General features: G+C 69.8%; 13 protein-coding genes and 4 pseudogenes. 8 read left to right on the top strand and 9 right to left on the bottom strand.

The genetic code is table 11. The features are described from left to right. Positions 1–288 precede the first annotated feature (288 nt). Positions 289–2,433 carry a HEAT repeat domain-containing protein gene (locus tag OG858_RS46555; protein WP_328543741.1) on the top strand — a complete coding sequence of 715 codons (2,145 nt, stop codon included), beginning with the start codon at positions 289–291 and terminating at the stop codon, positions 2,431–2,433. A gap of 623 nt (positions 2,434–3,056) precedes the next feature. Further along, positions 3,057–3,200 (top strand): annotated as a pseudogene (locus OG858_RS46560) (transposase); the annotation flags it as partial. A 112-nt stretch (positions 3,201–3,312) separates the two neighbouring features. On the opposite strand, the gene OG858_RS46565 reads toward OG858_RS46560, so the two are convergent. After that, positions 3,313–4,428 carry a TolB-like translocation protein gene (locus OG858_RS46565; protein WP_327742869.1) on the bottom strand — a complete coding sequence of 372 codons (1,116 nt, stop codon included), beginning with the start codon at positions 4,426–4,428 and terminating at the stop codon, positions 3,313–3,315. 733 nt (positions 4,429–5,161) lie between these two features. On the opposite strand from OG858_RS46565, the gene OG858_RS46570 reads away from it, so the two are divergent. Continuing rightward, on the top strand, positions 5,162–5,662 hold the full coding sequence (locus OG858_RS46570) for a hypothetical protein (RefSeq protein ID WP_327742868.1): 501 nt from the start codon (positions 5,162–5,164) through the stop codon (positions 5,660–5,662). A 376-nt stretch (positions 5,663–6,038) separates the two neighbouring features. On the opposite strand, the gene OG858_RS46575 is transcribed toward OG858_RS46570, so the two are convergent. Further along, a complete protein-coding gene (locus OG858_RS46575) occupies positions 6,039–7,229 on the bottom strand; it encodes an FAD-dependent monooxygenase (RefSeq protein WP_319067600.1) in 1,191 nt (396 codons plus the stop codon). Between the two features lie 233 nt (positions 7,230–7,462). Here OG858_RS46575 and OG858_RS46580 point away from each other — a divergent pair, with 233 nt between their 5' ends. Then, positions 7,463–7,735: a hypothetical protein gene (locus OG858_RS46580; RefSeq protein ID WP_086748139.1), complete on the top strand. Its 273-nt coding sequence runs from the start codon at positions 7,463–7,465 to the stop codon at positions 7,733–7,735. Between the two features lie 80 nt (positions 7,736–7,815). Beyond that, positions 7,816–8,436: pseudogene (locus OG858_RS46585) on the top strand (helix-turn-helix domain-containing protein); the annotation flags it as partial. Positions 8,437–8,516: 80 nt separating this feature from the next. Here OG858_RS46585 and OG858_RS46590 read toward each other — a convergent pair. Genes OG858_RS46590 through OG858_RS46600 form a run of 3 tightly spaced genes read right to left on the bottom strand, consistent with a single transcriptional unit; the run spans position 8,517 to position 11,176 of the window. Further along, entirely contained in the window at positions 8,517–9,209 is a 693-nt protein-coding gene (locus tag OG858_RS46590; RefSeq protein ID WP_408059366.1) for a response regulator, read from the bottom strand. Further along, a complete protein-coding gene (locus OG858_RS46595) occupies positions 9,206–10,360 on the bottom strand; it encodes a sensor histidine kinase (RefSeq protein ID WP_327742866.1) in 1,155 nt (384 codons plus the stop codon). The genes OG858_RS46590 and OG858_RS46595 overlap by 4 nt, the downstream gene beginning before the upstream one ends. A gap of 27 nt (positions 10,361–10,387) precedes the next feature. Beyond that, the gene (locus OG858_RS46600; protein WP_327742865.1) at positions 10,388–11,176 is read right to left on the bottom strand and encodes a hypothetical protein; all 789 of its coding nucleotides are present in this window, start codon (positions 11,174–11,176) and stop codon (positions 10,388–10,390) included. A gap of 636 nt (positions 11,177–11,812) precedes the next feature. Between OG858_RS46600 and OG858_RS46605 the strand changes: the two genes are divergently transcribed. Then, on the top strand, positions 11,813–12,244 hold the full coding sequence (locus OG858_RS46605) for a hypothetical protein (RefSeq protein ID WP_086748135.1): 432 nt from the start codon (positions 11,813–11,815) through the stop codon (positions 12,242–12,244). Here OG858_RS46605 and OG858_RS46610 read toward each other — a convergent pair. Continuing rightward, positions 12,241–12,642 (bottom strand): annotated as a pseudogene (locus OG858_RS46610) (transposase); the annotation flags it as partial. The gene OG858_RS46605 and the pseudogene OG858_RS46610 sit on opposite strands and share 4 nt — an antisense overlap. A gap of 433 nt (positions 12,643–13,075) precedes the next feature. On the opposite strand from OG858_RS46610, the gene OG858_RS46615 reads away from it, so the two are divergent. Then, positions 13,076–13,492, top strand: a complete 417-nt coding sequence (locus OG858_RS46615) for a DUF4259 domain-containing protein (protein WP_086748134.1) — start codon at positions 13,076–13,078, stop codon at positions 13,490–13,492. 207 nt (positions 13,493–13,699) lie between these two features. Here the strand turns inward: OG858_RS46615 and OG858_RS46620 are convergent, their stop codons facing one another. Further along, on the bottom strand, positions 13,700–14,071 hold the full coding sequence (locus OG858_RS46620; RefSeq protein WP_327723082.1) for a hypothetical protein: 372 nt from the start codon (positions 14,069–14,071) through the stop codon (positions 13,700–13,702). Between the two features lie 122 nt (positions 14,072–14,193). Here OG858_RS46620 and OG858_RS46625 point away from each other — a divergent pair, with 122 nt between their 5' ends. Continuing rightward, complete coding sequence (locus tag OG858_RS46625) at positions 14,194–14,586, top strand: nuclear transport factor 2 family protein (protein WP_327723081.1); 393 nt, start codon at positions 14,194–14,196, stop codon at positions 14,584–14,586. 138 nt (positions 14,587–14,724) lie between these two features. On the opposite strand, the gene OG858_RS46630 is transcribed toward OG858_RS46625, so the two are convergent. Continuing rightward, positions 14,725–15,252, bottom strand: coding sequence for an SMI1/KNR4 family protein (locus tag OG858_RS46630; protein WP_086748131.1), 528 nt, complete (start codon positions 15,250–15,252; stop codon positions 14,725–14,727). A 230-nt stretch (positions 15,253–15,482) separates the two neighbouring features. Beyond that, a pseudogene (locus OG858_RS46635) lies at positions 15,483–15,787 on the bottom strand (4a-hydroxytetrahydrobiopterin dehydratase). Positions 15,788–15,797: the final 10 nt, after the last annotated feature.

Raw genomic sequence — 15,797 nt, forward strand, 5'->3', positions numbered from 1 at the left:
GACGAGCGCGGCGACGTCCCCGCCCAGGTACGGGGCGAGGCCGAACGCATACGACACGACTTGGCCCGCGTTCTGCGCCAGGCGCCCGCATCCTCCCTGAGCACACCGCGCAACGCCCCAAGCCCGACGGCTCCCTCCACCGTCTTGTAAAGGTGCGAGGGGCCGGCCGCTTGCCGTGATCTGGCGCAGCACGTCTCACCCCTTCGGTCCTGGCCGCACTGATGGCGTCCTGCGGCCCTGCGCCTGGAACGGCCCTCGTTGTCAGTGCCGCATGGCATGGTTCGGATCATGTTCGAGGGACTTGATGACATCGACTGGGCATCGATGGAGCACGCGTACGGCACCGCCGAGGAGGTACCGGCACTGCTGTGGGCGCTGCGTTCCCCGCACACCGAGGAACGCCGCACGGCCCTCGACCGCTTCTACGGCGCGGTCCATCATCAGGGCAGCGTGTACCCGTCGACGGCGGCCAGCCTGCCCTTCCTGTTCGAGCTGGCCGCCGACGGCACCACGTCTGAGCGGGCCGCCGTCGTCGCGCTGCTGGTCAGCATCGGCCGGGAGTCCCTCGACCTGGGCTTCGAGGACGACGGCACCGAGATCGAGTACTACCCACCGATGGGCTGCGGGCAGGCCGTCGCCTTCCTGCGCGAGCGGGGTGCGCAGTTCGCCGAACTCGCCCGCGACCCCGACCCGGACGTGCGCCTGGCCGCGATCGGCGGGCTCGGACTCTTCCTCGACGACACCGACCGGGCCGCCGCCGTGCTGCGCGAGCGGCTGGCCGCCGAGCAAGATATCGCGGCGCGGCTGTGGATCGTTCAGGCGGCGGCCACCCTGGCACTGCGCCTGCCGGCGGCCACGCAACAGGTGACGGGCTGGCTCTCCGGGCTCGCCGCCGACCCGGCCCATGGCCCGGTGACCCGGCTCGCGGCCGTGGTCCAGCGAGCCCGCTGCGCCCCGGATGAGATCGGTGAGGATGCCGTGCCGGTCGCCGTCGGCCTGCTGCGCGAGACCGCCCACGCCCTACCCGTGCAGCCGATCGCACCGGCCCCGAGCCGCCCGGCGGCACCCACGGACACAGTCGCGCCCCAGATCATCGCCGCCTTCGAAGATCTCGACCGGCACACGCGCGTGTACGCACCGACCACAGCCCTGCTGCGTACGTTTCACGAAGCCCTGGGAGCCCGGGTCCCCGAGCGCACCGCAGTGCTGGCCGAGCAACTGAGCAGCCCCGACCCCGGCTCACGCCTGGACGCAGTCCGGATGAGCGGCGAGCTGATGCGCACCTGGCGCGGGGGTCACACCAGGCTCCTCCTGCTGGTCGCCGGCCAGCTCACCACGGCTGACCACGAGGTCGCCGCCGAGGCTACGGCCGTCCTGGAGGCATGCCACGCGATCGCAGCCCCGGCCCGGGAGGCACTCGCCGCGCACATCGACGCCCAACGCGCCGCGTACGGACCCCACGTATGGGCGACCCCCGACGTACTGCTGCGCAGAAGCCACCAGGAGGCCGTCCGGGCCCTGGCGCGACTCGGCGACGCACGCGCGCTTCCGAGTCTGCTGGCCGCACTGGACAGCGACGTCGACGCCTGGCGCGCGATCCAGTGCGCAGGGCATCTGCCGCAGGCGGCGAACCAGTTGGCGCCCCGGCTCCGCGACCACCTGCACCGGCTCGACCTCTCCCAGCAGCGGAACGAGATGAGCGCCGCCGCGATCCTGACCGCCCTGGCCGCCCTCGACGATCCGGCCTCGGTTCCTGTGCTGGTGGACACGCTCGGCGCTGCGGCGCGCCATGAGCAGCACGGCGTCACGCGATCAGCCCTGAAGGCACTGAGGGCGTTCGGCCCGGCGGCAACCGGAGCACGGGCCACGATCCGGTCGCTGACCACCGCCACCGACACACACGTACGGCCCGCCGCTGTCGCCGCGCTGTGGGCCACCGGCGGCGACCTGGCCGAGGTCATGCCGCTCCTGCTCGGCCTCCTCGACGACCCGATCACCTTCCGGATCAGCGACGCGGCTGATCTGCTCGGACAGATAGGCCCGCCCGCCTCCACCGCACTTCCGCGCCTGCGAGGCCTCCTGACACACGACAACGAATGGGTCAGGGTGCACTGCGCGGCCGCGCTCTGGGAGATCGCCGGCGAGGCCGAGGCACCGCCCGTCCTGGACACCCTGCTGCAGGCCATGGCCAAGAACCCCGCAACGGCCAACCACGTCGTGAACTGCCTGGACCGCATGGGCCCCCTCGCGGCACCGGCCCTGCCCCTGCTCCGCGAGCAACTGGCCCAGCCCCGGCGCGGCGGCAGGTTCCAGAGCATCGACCACGACGAGGAACTCCAGCAGGTCAGTCGTACCCTCATCGCCCGGCTCGATCCCCAAGCGCCGGCTGGTCCGCCCACCTCGCCCCCGACGACGCGCTCCGGCTGCCCCTGACCCGGCCGGCGCCGAGCACACCCCACCGCGCGCCCCGGGCACCACCGCCGAACGCGCGGCCGCGCACCTGGGCGACCGTAACGCGCCCGCACCGGCCGCCCTCACAGCTCGCGTCGGCACGGTCCGCCTGCGGCTACCAGCACATCGAGGCGATCACGGACGCCGCCTACACCGAGGACATCACCCGCTCCTTCCCGCTCAGCCCCCCGGGCGCGCCCCGCCTCGTCAAAGGGAGCGAGACGCCCCGATCCGAAACCGGAGCCTGGACGACAAACGGGCGGCCGCGGCCGCACATGCTGCTGCCCTCACATGGACCGGCGAAACGGGCGACATCAAGGCAGCCACGATCCTGCTCGTCGACGACATCTTCACCAGCGGGTCGCAGCTTCAGCAGGTCGCACTCCGGCTCCGGGCATCCGGCGCCGCCGACGTCCGCGGACTCGTCCTTGCGCGCGTCCCCTGAAGCGGATGACCGGCGGCTGGGCAACACCCCAGCCAGCAGGGGAGAGGGGGATCACTCCCATCCGGCGCTGAACAGCGCGCATTCGAGCAGGTCGGGGGCTGCACCAGGCGGCCAGGCGCCGGTGGAGGCCAGCTGACGGGCGGCTGCGTGCATGAAGGACCTCCGCCAGGAGTACGATACCCACGTCCGCCGCTACCTATGGGGCGGACACTTCTGGTCCGGCTCCTACTTCGCAGGCTCCTGCGGCGGCGCACCCCTGACCGTCGTCCGCCAGTACATCGAGAACCAGCAGCGGCCCGTGTGAGCCGGTGACCCAAGGCGCAGTGAACTCCGGCGCTCCGGGCCTCCGGGCCTCCGGGCCTCCGGGCCAAGGATGCGCTACACCTCCGCCCTGAAGGACGGAGCACTGCGCAAGATCAGAGGTAGAAGCGGCGAACGAAGACGTCCGACTTGCCGTTGGTGTCGCCGGGCACGATGTCGTCGGCCGTGGACTGGAACACCACGTCGCGCCCACCAGCGCTGACCGCGTCGGTCCCGGCCGAGGCGGGCTGGTTCGAGACGATCTCGTCGGTGCCCGTCTCCAGGTCGCGCAGCGTGAGCGACGGTCCGTTCGTGTCGTGAGGGGCGTACAGCAGATAGCGGCCGGTGGGATCAATGGCCACGCCCCGCACGTTCGGCACCAGTTGGTCGGTGCCCGAGCTCACGTCGTGGACGTAGGTGTCGGAGCCCGAGAGGTAGACGACCTTGCTGCCGTCCTCGCTGAGCTGGACGAGAGCCGCCGCCTTGGACGGGCCCTCGATCGGGTCGGATGTGGTGCCGTCGGTCCGGTCCCACACGAAGACGTCCTCCGCCTTGCCGTCCTGGTAGGCGAGATGGCGGCCGTCACCGCTGATGGACGGCCAGGACGGGAGAGTGTGGTCGAAGTTGGCGATGGACTTCTTGGTGTTGTAGTCGTCATAGTCCAGAATCTCGATGCTCTGACTGGACGACTGTGGCTTGTAGCGGCGTTCGACGAGGGCGATGTAGCGGCCGTCCGCGCTCAGCGACGGCTGGTTGCAGTTGTACCAGCAGTTGGCGGAGATCTCGGATGTCGTCCTCACCTGAACCTGGCGAATCCGATTGTTGTTGAACCACACGTGCGGATAGGCGAGATATTCCCCGTCCCCGCTGATCACCGGGGGCTGGAGTGGGCTCTGGGTCCCCATCCGATTGGTCTGCCTCGTCCGCTGGTCGCGGAGGAACACCCTGTCGCCTACCGTCGTGTCGCCGGGTATCAGGTTCTTTGCCGACGACGTGAAGACGATACGGCGGCCGTCGGTCGTGATCGAGGCGCCTACGGAGTTGTCGTCGGCCTGGGTGCCGTCGGCCGCGACACTGATCCTCTCGACACCGGCACCGCCGTCGCCCGCGATGCCCGTGGACTCGGCTGAGGCCGCTCCGTGCGGCACCGCCGTGACCGCGCAAACCGCGACCGCCGCGGTCAGGGCGGCCCGCACACGTCTGGTGGTGCTCCAGTTCGTGTTTCCCCTCATCTTCCCCCCATGCAGGACACGGCCTCTCCTCCAGTTCCCCACCGGAGGCCCACAAGCATGCAACCGTGATGGCGCTGTGGGGTCAAGGCGTCACATGACGTATTGAGAGGCGTGGTTTCGGCCATGTGAGGGGGAAACACCGCGGGCCACGCTGGAGGCGCTGGCCTGCGCGGCCCCGGACTGGCTGACCGGGGCGGTGCCCGTCCGGGAATGGGCCGAACGCTACGGCCCGCGGACCCACTCCCGGCATCCGCCGGCTTCTGCGAGCCAGCGCGAGGAGATGGCCCTGGTCTACGGCCGGGACGCATTCACGCTGCTGGAGGCGGTACATGCCCCTGATGCCCCGGCCTGGCTGCGCGAACTCCCGGCGGTGCAGGTCCTGCGCACGATGCGGGTGCAGAACTACCACCGCACCGCAACCGAGGCCGGAGCGGAGGTGAAGCGGCGGGAGAGCAAAGACCTCCCGCCCGGGCAGAATGAGGCTGGCCTCTCCGTACGACACCGACGCCCGCCACGGACTTCCTGCGACGATGCCGATGATCAGGACTCAGCTACCGGCCAGGCACCGGTCTCTGGACTCACTGATGTGGATCTTGTAGCCGGTCCACCAGGAGAGGTGCGCAGGCGGCGGTGCTCGTCGAAGTCGTAGTTCGGGGCATCGGCGGCACGGGTATGCCATGTTCTGCCGCGCGCATGCCACGAGCGCGGATCCAGCTTCGGCCGAGGGGCGTCAGTGCGAAACGGAACAGCTGGCCTGGGGCTCGGTGAAATCCGCGGCGATTACGCCATCATCAACCCGGCGACAGGCGCCATGGCGCAGGTGCTGCGGGGATTCTTACTGCTCCTTTGGATCGCCCTGCTCGTCGCCACTGTCGTCAACCCGTCCGCAGTCGACGACAATGCCGTTGTCACGACAGCGGTCGTGGCCGCGGTCTACGCCCTGAAGTTCGGATGGCGTCGGCTGACCGCCCGGCTTGGTGTGAACAGGTGTTACCTGTGCGCGGACGGCGTCGCCGTCACCAACCGGTTCGGCCGGCTACGCGACTCCGTGGCGTGGGACGAGGTGACCGGGGTGCAGCAGACGGCATTGGTGGGTCTCGTCCTGGGCTGCCACCGCATCGAAATCTTCAGAAGCCGTTCCGCCACGCCCCTCTGGTTCATGGCGCCGGGAGTGAAGTCCGCCCTGGTGCAGGCTCTGCTCGACGAGGGCAGGCGCAGCGGCGCCCTCCAGTAGCGCATGCAGGGCCATTGACGGCGACTCTGACGGCAACGACGTCACGCAGAGGCACATGATCGCCGGCTTGGGTGATCAGAGCAGGCACGGGCACTTCTCACAGAGGGTGCCCGATCCTACGGTCCAGCTGGTCCAACAGGTGCTGCCGTCGGCGCCGTGCACGTCGAGGTCATCACGTACTGCGGCGGAGGTGGTTCGAGCGGCTCCACATCCGCTACGAGCGACGCGCCGGTCTCCACCAGGGCCTGCTCGAAGAGGCGCGCAGTTTCATCTGCTCGAGTACTGGACGCAGTTGGGCGGTCCGACGTCGAAGCGAGCAGCGGTGCTGGGCCGCGCGGCCCAGCGGGACCTTGACGACAGAGACTCGCGGTCCCTGCTACCCGGGGAGGCGGAAGCCGTTGAAGAGGTCGTCCATGGCGTGCAGGGCCAGGCGGGCAGGGGTGGCACGGACAGCGAGGTCGCGGGCCGCCACTACGAGCGGGTTACGCAGGGCGCCCAGGCGGCCGACCCGGCGGGCGCGGACGCGCACGGCGTCGGTACGCCCGCGGCGGGCGGCGGTGTACGCGGCGAGGGCGGCCGGGACGGAGTCTGTGCTGTCTGTGCCGTCTGCGCTGTCTCCGGCGGGAAGCAGGTGCGCGAGGAGCACCGCGTCCTCGATGGCCTGGCAGCCGCCCTGGCCCAGGTTGGGGGCCATGGCGTGGGCGGCGTCGCCCAGCCAGGCGATCCGGCCGTGGTGCAGGGTGGGGAGCGGGGCGGCCAGGTCGTAGAGGTCGTTCTGGAGGACGTCGGCAGGGTCGAGGCGGCGGATGCGGTCCAGCAGGGCTGGAATCGGGTCGTGCCACGAGCCGAAGCGGCGCCGGAGTTCGGCGCGGGGGTCGGCCGACCGGGTGCCGGCCGGGAGGACCGCGGTGGCGTAGAGGTAGAACCGGCCGTCGGAGAGCGGGGTGACGCCGAACCGCTCGCCCCGCCCCCAGGTCTCGCTCATGGCCGGTATCCGGAGGTCCGGGGCGTCCACGATGGTCCGCCAGGCGGTCTCGCCGATGTAGTGCAGGCCGGGGTGGGCGGGGAAGTACGCGCGGCGCAGCGGGCTGTGGATGCCGTCGGCGGCGACGACCAGATCGGCGGGAAGGTCCGGGCCGACTGCCGTACGGATGGTCGGGCGGCCCGCGGCGTCGTCGACGGCGGTCACGGCGGTGCCGTAGCGCAGGGCCTCCGGCGGCAGGGAGGCGGCCAGGGCGGCGGTGAAGGCCGGGCGCGGGACGGCGATCGGGGGCATGCCGTAGCGGGCTGCCATGTCGGCGGTGTCGGTCCGGGTGAGCCACTGGCCGTCGGAGCGGCGTACGCCCATCGTCGTGGGTACGGCGCTGCCGGCGGCGCGGGCGGCGTCGACGCCGATGGTGTCGAGTGCGCGCAGGGCGTTGGGGGCGAGGCCGATGCCGGCGCCGGTGGCCGGGGGTTCGGGGGCGCGTTCGCAGACGGTGACGTGCCAGCCGCGGCGGTGCAGTGCTACGGCGGCGGTGAGGCCGCCGATTCCGGCCCCGGCCACCACCGCGTGACGTTTCGGCATGGAGCACCACTTCCGTTCGGTTCGAGCACCCTCTCCAGCCGCAGAGCCCTGCCTCTGCAATCGTAGAGTCAGGGCATGCCAGCACGGGCTGCGCGTTGCGCGCCGGGATCACGGTAGTCCCACCCGTAGGCGACCATGACGGAGCTGCACGGCTCGGCGCCAGGCCGAGCGCAGCGTGGACAAACCGCAGGTGTGACGGGAGCCGTCGCGCGATCCTTCTGGGCGAAGCGGACATGACGCAGACGCGCGCTCTCCTCGACGACGTCGCGCAGAGCAATGACCGCCGCTACCGTGTTGAACAGGCTTACGATCCGGGGGAAGTCATGAGCAGCGACAGCGACAGCGACAAGCGGGACGACCACGACCAACACTCCAGGCGTCGTGCGGAAACGCTCTGGCGCATCGGCTTCGCGGTCGCCCTCATAGCCTGGTTCTGCTTCCTCATCTACATCGCTGACGACCCCGGCCCGGTGTGCGGCACGGGCCAGGACAAAGGCCCCTGCTAGTGCCGCATCAAGCAACGTTGGCCCTGTTGTGATGTGACGCGCCGTCCCGCAGGGCGGCGCGTGTCCGACAGCCTGTCCGAGTGGCAGAGCGAGTACGAGTCCGAGAGATCGACGATGACGAGGGCCGGCGGCTTCTGCGGATCATCCGCAGGGGGACCGGGTCGGTGGTGACGTGGCGGCGGGCCCAGATGGTGCTGCTCTCCGCGCAGGGCATGCCGGTGGCGAGGATCGCCGAGGTGTCGTTCACCAGTGACGACCGGGTCCGCGATGTGATCCACAACTTCAACACCGACGGCTTCGACTCGCTGTATCCGAAGTACAAGGGCGGGCGGCCCAGGACGTTCACGCTGCCCGAGCGCCGTGAGATCAAGAAGATCGCCAAGTCCAGGCCGACGGAACACGACCTGCCCTTTTCCACCTGGAGCCTGGCCAAGCTGGCGGACTTCCTGGTCGCCGAGGGGGTGGTCGACGACATCAGCCACGAGGGCCTGCACATCCTACTCCGCGAGGAAGGCGTCTCCTTTCAACGCCTGAAGACGTGGAAGACCTCCCGCGATCCGGACTACGCGGCCAAGAAGGCCCGCGTCGAGCACCTCTACGCCATCGCCGACGGCGAGGTCATACCCGAGGACGGCGAACCCGAAGTCGTCTTCTGCATGGACGAGTTCGGACCCCTCAACGTGATGCCCGCGCCAGTGAGGTGAGGCGAACAGGCTGGACAGGGTAATGGTCTCGGGATAGGTGGCGAGCTCGATGATGAGGGCAGCCCGTTCTGTGAACCTCACACTCCACGCCGACGCTCGCCCACGAGCCCGGTCTCGTAGGCGACGATCACGAGCTGGGCACGGTCGCGCGCACGCAGCTTGCTGAGCAAGCGTCCGATGTGGGTCTTGACCGTGGCCAGGCTCAGATGGAGGTGCTCTGCCATCTCTGTGTTGGACAACCCTCGCGCGATCAGACCGAGCACCTCCAGCTCCCGGTCGGTGACCCCGTCCAGCGAGCGGCTGGGCGGGCGCGCAGGCTCCGGACGGCGGGCGAACTCCGCGATCAGGCGGCGGGTCACCGAGGGAGCGAGCAGTGCCTCGCCCGCGGCAACGACGCCGACGGCGGTGAGGACCTCGGACGGCGGGGTGTCCTTGAGCAGAAAGCCCGCGGCGCCGGCGCGCAGGGCGGCGTAGACGTACTCGTCCAGGTCGAAGGTGGTGAGGATGAGGACGCGGACGCCGGACAGGGCCGGGTCTGCGCAGATCTGCCGGGTCGCCTCAATGCCGTCAAGGTCCGGCATGCGTATGTCCATCAGCACGACGTCCGGCCGTTCGCGGCGGGCGAGTTCGACGGCCTCCGCTCCGTTCGCGGCCTCGCCTACGGCCGTCATGCCGGGCGTGTGGTCGACGAGGACCCGGAAACTGCCGCGCACCATCGCCTGGTCGTCGACGATCAGTACCCGGACCGGGGTCACGTCGGTCATGGTCATTGGTTCCCTTCGACGGGCAGGCGGACGGACACCGCGAAGCCGCCCTCCGGCCGGGGCCCCGCCTCGAAGCTGCCGCCGTACATCATCGCCCGCTCCCGCATCCCCAGGAGTCCATGCCCGCCCGGCAGTTCACCGCCGGACCGCCCGCGTGCGGACGGCGGTCCCTCGTCCGCGACATCGATGCGGACCTCTCGCGCATCGGCCTCGACCGTGACCTGACAGCGGGTCGGTGCTGCGTGGCGGACCGCGTTGGTGAGGGCCTCCTGGACGATCCGGTAGATGGTCAGCTGTGTGCCCTCGGCCAGACCTTCCGTGGCATGCACCGTCAGGTCGACGTCCACCCCTGCCCGGTGTGCCTCCGCGGCGAGCGAGTCGAGGCGGTCGAGATCCGGTACGGGTCCCAGAGGCGCGCCCTCGGTACGCAGCACGCCGAGCGTGCGCCTCATCTCGGTCAGTGCGGAACGGCTTGTCTCCTCGATGACCTTGAGGGCGGCCCGTGCCTCCCGCGGGTCGGCCTCCGCCACATGCCCGGCGACGCCCGCCTTGACGGCGATCAGGCTGAGGTTGTGCGAGACGATGTCATGCAGTTCACGGGCGATCCTCAGACGCTCCTCGTCCAGTGCGCGCTTCGACCGGCGCCGCAGTTCACGGGCCGCCTCGGCTCGGCGACCGCGCACAGTGAACCCCACGGCCCAGGCCCCACCGATGACCAGGAGCACAAGCCCGGCCATCCCGACGGCGCCTTGCTGGTCTTCGGCGGGAGTGACCACCGCCTCGCTCAGGTAGACGGCACCGCCCGCCACCGGCAGCGTCACCGCGAGTGCGAGCACGGACTGGCGGGCGGGCTCGGCCAGTCCGACGAGGTAGGCCGCGAGCCCGGCGGCCGCGTACGGCTCACGGGGGATGTCGAGGAGCGACGCCGTGGCCAGGGCGGCCAGCACGGCCATCAGAACCGGGAGCGGCCAACGGCGGCGTACGGCGATCGGCAGGCCGACCGCGGCGGCGATCAGACAGCCGAGCCAGGGCGGCCCTGTGAAGGCGGGTTGGCCGTCGTCGGCGGTCAGCCGGGCGAAGCCGACGTACACGGCGGTCAGAGCCAGGGCCGCGCTGAGGTCGAGGGCGTACAGATGGCGTTGCCCCTTGGACTTCATGGCCCGACCGTACCTGTAGGCGGGCACTCAACCGGCCTGTCCCAGCAGCACCATCAGCCCGAGCGTCACCAGTGTCAGCGGCACCCAGCGCAGCACCGCTGCCCGGCTGGGACGGGGCGCCTCACACAGCAGCGCCAGGCCCAGCGGCACCAGCGCGACGCACAGTCCGGCCAGGGCCACCAGCGACAGAGGAGTGGTCCCCTTGAGCACCCCGAGAGGCAGTGCCGCGGTGAGGCCGAGTGCGGCAGCGCGGACCGGGCCGAGCACCCGGGTACGCCAGGCACCGAGGGCAAGGACCAACCACCCGGCGAGGATGGCGACGTTCAGCGTGGCGAAGACGTGAAGGGCGCCGTAGCCGGCGGAGACCGCTTCGGTGGCGGGCCCGACCCCCTCGGAACGCACCAGCTGAAAAGCCAGATGGTCCACCCCCGCGTGGAAGGTGCGGGCGAACAGCCCGAACATGACCAGCACCCCGCCCCACAGTCCCCAGCCGGCGCTGCGTACCCCGATCCGTGCGGCCACCACGGCCACGGCGGGCCAGAGCAGCAGGCTACCCGCGCCAAAGAGGCCGTATGCGGTGGCCATCAGGGTGGGGTGCCGCTCGTACGCGGTGAGTTGATCGGGGTAGAAGAAGTGGAAGCGGGCCCGCAATAACGCGCCGGTCAGCATCAGGAGTGGGCCGAGCACCATGGCAGTGCCGCCCACCCAACGTCCGGGGAAGCCGGTGGCCTCCAACCGTTCCACAGGCAGCGCGCCCCGCAGTCGGGCGCCGATCGTTGTCACCGGGGTGGACATGGATGTCGTCGGGTTCGTCATACCGATGACGATGCCCGCGTCTTCCCTGCGGGGCGTCGGACCAGGAGCTGAACCCCAGGGTCAGACCTGGGTATGACCCATCGGGCTGCCTGAACAAGCACTGCCTCCAGCCCGCTGCAGGAGCAATCGACGTCTTGGCGAAAGGTCCTACAGCAAGTGTGGTTGCGTCCAGGGAAGTGGTGTACGGGTTCGACCTGATCCAGGAGTTTGCGCCGGCTTCTGGCTGATGCCCGCATAGATGAACGACCACCGGCTGCTTGGCCGGGTGTCAGGGCACAGAACGTGGCGGCCTGGTCCAAGTGGAGTCCGCCATCCTGGGCGTGCCCGAGGCGCCCGTCGGGGCGAGTGCGGGCGGCGGCGTACAGGGCCAGGAGGCGAGTGCCGCCGCGGTGGCCCTTTTTCTCGCGGATCTTCCGGTCACCCACAGCTTTCTGCGCCCAGCCGGAGATCCTCGCGCGGGTGGTCTTGCCGAAGGGGAAACGGGCGGGGCTGCTCGGGCAGCAGGGTGGGGACGGTGACCGCGACGGGGTCTTCGGAGCGGGAAGTCATCGCTTCGGCGACGGCGCCGGGGGGTGCCCCTATGTCTTTGGTCAAGCTGGTCGGGTGTGGGTTCGGGACGTCTGGAACGATGTGTCCGTGCATGCTGATGATCAGGTTGGCGAGGGTGTCCCCGCGGAGCTCGCGGCATTCCTGCGGGGTGCGGTCGACGGCCGCCCGGTGAAGATCGCTCCTTCCATCTGCGAGGGGTGCGGCGGTCGTGTGTTCTTCGTGCTGGTCAACACGTCCGGAGCGGAACGCGAGTGTTCCGGCTGCGGCAGCCGTGCGTTCATCGCGGACAGTGAGGAGTACTGGAACGAGGAGTCCTGGGAGGACGACGAGCCCGGTGCGGCCGGCTGCCCGTGCGGCAGCGAGGAGTTCGAGGCCGCGGTCGCGTTCTCACTCGCCGACGACGGATCCGTCCGTTGGGTGACCCTTGGCCTGCAGTGCATCAAGGACGGATTCTCCGGCGTCTATGCCGACTGGAAGATCGACTACGGACCCACGGATCACCTCCTGACCATGGTCTAGATCTGCTGAGCGGCGGCCCGGACAGGCTGGGGTTCGTAGAAGGTTCCGTCGCGGAGCATCGCGAACAGGACGTCGGCCCGACGCCTGGCGAGGCAGAGCAGGGCCTGGGTGTGATGCTTGCCCTGCGCGGTCTTCCTGTCGTAGTAGGCCCGGGAGGCCGGGTCGCCCAGGGCGGCGAACGCGGAGAGGAAGAAGGCCCGTTTGAGCTGCTTGTTTCCTCTCCTGGAGGGCTGTTCGCCGCGGATCGATGAGCCCGAGCTCCGGGTCGCCGGGGCAAGTCCTGCGTAGGCGGCGAGGTGGCCGGAGGTCGGGAAGGCGCTGCCGTCACCGGCCTCGATCAGGATCCGGGCTCCGGTCCTGACACCGACTCCCGGCATCGACGTCAGGACCTTCGAAAGAGTGTTGGGCAGGCGCTTGTCGAACGCCTTCTTCCCGGCCGGTGTGACGGCGGTGGCATGGTGTTCGCCCTTGCCGGCGTCCAGGCCGAGGAAGACGTCGATGTCGCCGGTGTCGATCACGTGCAGGCCCCTCCATCACGCTTTCGTCCGGCCTGCCACGGCACCGAGCTGCCACATCCACGTTACGGAGAGCTCTTCGGGCCCGGGTGAAGCCGGTGCTCAAGCCCCTCATCAGCGGTCCGTCGATGCCTCCGGGACCGACCCCCGGCGTCGTGGAGGGTCATGTCAACCGGATCAAAATGCTCAAGCGCCAGATGTTCGGCCGTGCGGGATTCGCCTTGCTTCGCAAACGAGTCCTCCTGGCCACGTGAGCGTTTGTCAGTGTCTGCTGGAATGCTGGCTTCGTCCGCGAGAGCGATACCAGGAGCCGTGCATGGGAACGTGGGGAACAGGCCCATTCGACAGCGATCTCGCTGCCGACTTCGTCGATGAACTCGAGGGACTGACTCCTCAGAAGGTCATCGAAGTGCTCGAGCGAGCATTCCAGCGAGTCACTCCCGGAGGACGCGTGGATGGCGGCGACGGCACCGATGCGGTGGCCGCCGCGGCTCTCGTTGCCAGCACAATCCCGGGCAGCGGGATTGTGATCGCCCCTGATGACGGACCCAGAGAACCTCTGCCGCAGCTCCCGTTGGCTCTCCGCACGTCAGCCGTGCTCGCTCTGCAGTGCGTACTCCAAGACGGATCGGAACTGCTGACCGGCTGGGTGGACAGTGCCGACGCCGCTCAGTGGCGCCACGAAGTCCAACGGATCGCGGAGGCCCTGGGACCGATCGGTCACGAGCAGTAACCGCGCCACACGAAGTGGACCAGAGCCCGTTCTCGCGGACAGAGCCACCGTGCCAAAGACGTACGGGCTGGGGCCGATGCCCTGGCGTGGGAGTACGGAGACCTACCGCCCGCACCGCGCCAGTTGCAATGATGCGGGTACCACAAGTGTGCTGGACAGTCCGTGATGCGGATCTACCCGAATCCGCGCCGACGCCTGGCCTGACGGTCAGACGGCGCGCAGTCGAGGGGGGTCAGGCTGCTCCGGCTCGGCCTCCGCAACAACCGTGAGGGGAACGGGGGCCTCGGTGTCGGTGGTCTCCTCCGCCCGGCGGCGCAGCTTCGACCTAAGGCTGATCAGCCCGCTCTTGACTTGCGGCGCGGCCTTCACCGCAACGGCCCCCAGCGCGACGCCCGTGCCGAGGATCACCAGAGCCGCCTTGGTTCCGTCGAACAGCACGGCGTGCGTGTTGAGCGTGTTGTCGTCATTCCGCGCCAGCGGGCTCTTTCCGCCCGGAGTGCTCGACTGCGAGAGGTGTGTGTCGGAAGGATGCTCTACCAGCATCAGTTCCCTGATCGAGTCACCCCAGTTGAACTCCATGACGCAACTGTAGAGGCGGCCTGGCGCGCCGCGGCCCGGAACGGCATGGTCTCCACTTTGGTCAACGGACGAGGCCCCGAAGACCCTTTGTCGGGGACTCCGGGGCGGGAGAGGATGCGTCCATGATCGACACGAATGAGAAACCCGAGAAACAGGCCGCGATCGCCGCGGCGAAGGACGGTGAACTCCGCCTGCATGACCCCGCCGTCCGGGCCTCCGCCGTCGGCGTCCGGCTGTTCGACCCCGAGTTCGTCGAGATCGGCGCCTCCGGGCGGCGCTGGACGTACGAGGAGATGGTCGCGGCCCTGCCCACCCTGCACGGCGGAGTGGACAGCCCGCACATCGAGGCCTCCGGGATGCGCGGGGTGCTCCTCACCGCGGACCTCGTGCACCTGACATACAAGAGCGTCATCGCCGGACGCCGGGCGCGCCGCAGCTCCCTGTGGCGCAAGGGCCAGGGCGACACCGGATGGCGGCTCTACTACCACCAGGGCACTCCCGTCCCCGAGGGCTGAACACACCTTCAGTCAGGGCCTTCGGGCCTCCCCAGGGGATGGCCTGCCGACCGCCATAGGCGGCGACACGCGCGTGTCATGTGTGTTTCGTTCTGCTGCGTCGATAGGAAGTCACGCAACCCGATTGGAGGGACCGCGTCAGCGGCAGAGCTTGTCCAGGTCCTCCGAGAAGGACGGGAACTCGGCCTGTGCCTCGGTGATGATGTCCCGGGCGGGTCGGCGCGCCGTGGTGGCGTGGCGCTCGGCGAGTTCGGTCAGTGCCGGGTTCGGTCGCGCTTCGCGCTGCTCGTACTCGACGACCTCCATCGGGCCGAGGCCGTCGGCCAGCAGCCACAGGAAGTCGGACAGGTTTCCGGCCACGACGCCGCGTCCGCCCTCCGAGCCCAGGAACACCACGGGCTGTTCGGCGAGGGGCCGGCCCGGGCGCACACGCCACAGGGCGACGAGGCCGCCGGTGCCGTCCTGTCCGAAGACCCGGTAGGCGTCGTTGTCCAGTTCGTGGTTGCCGGTCCAGTTGCGGATCCAGTCGGTGGTCTCCTCAGCGGAGTCGAAGGCGTCGTAGGGCTCGAAGTCCACGCCCTCGCCGTCGTCGTAGTCAAACTCCACCTGGGCGACGGCGGCCAGGGCGGGCGGGAAGCGGCGGTCGTCGCCGGTCGTCTCGATCATGCCCGCAGGCTAGCCGCCGCCACTGACAACGGCCCTGGCCGACGGAGATGTCCACTGATCCCCAAGGCCGAACGCGCTTGCTCCCGGACCGGCAGGCAGGCCGACCTGTCGTCCGCATCATGCGCCGCGTGAAGGCCATCTGGAACATGTGTGTCCGGGTTGTGACCCTGATCGTGTGATGGTCCGGCCGCTGGTCACCGCCGGGTACTCACCACACCAGTGAGGACCCTCTACTTGTCGAGCGGCTCGGCGAGGTGCGCCTGCGCGACCACGTCGATCCGTCGGGCGAGGTCGAAGTCCGCTTCCGTCAGCTTGTGGCCGACGTCGTGCGTGGTGATCCCGAACCGCAGCTTCCCCACCGCAGATCGATGTCCGCGTGATGGCCGATCAGCCGCTCGACGTCCGCGACGTGCACGATCATCGCCACGCCACCGTGATACCGGATCCCGTACGAGCGGGTGATCTCATCCCCCTCGCGCCGCCACCCCGGCACCGTCGCCAGGGCGGCCGTGATCTCGTCCTCGGTCAGCGGCACCGGTGCCTCT

Origin of the sequence: Streptomyces europaeiscabiei (assembly GCF_036346855.1) — a bacterium.
GTDB classification, from domain to species: Bacteria; Actinomycetota; Actinomycetes; order Streptomycetales; family Streptomycetaceae; genus Streptomyces; species Streptomyces europaeiscabiei.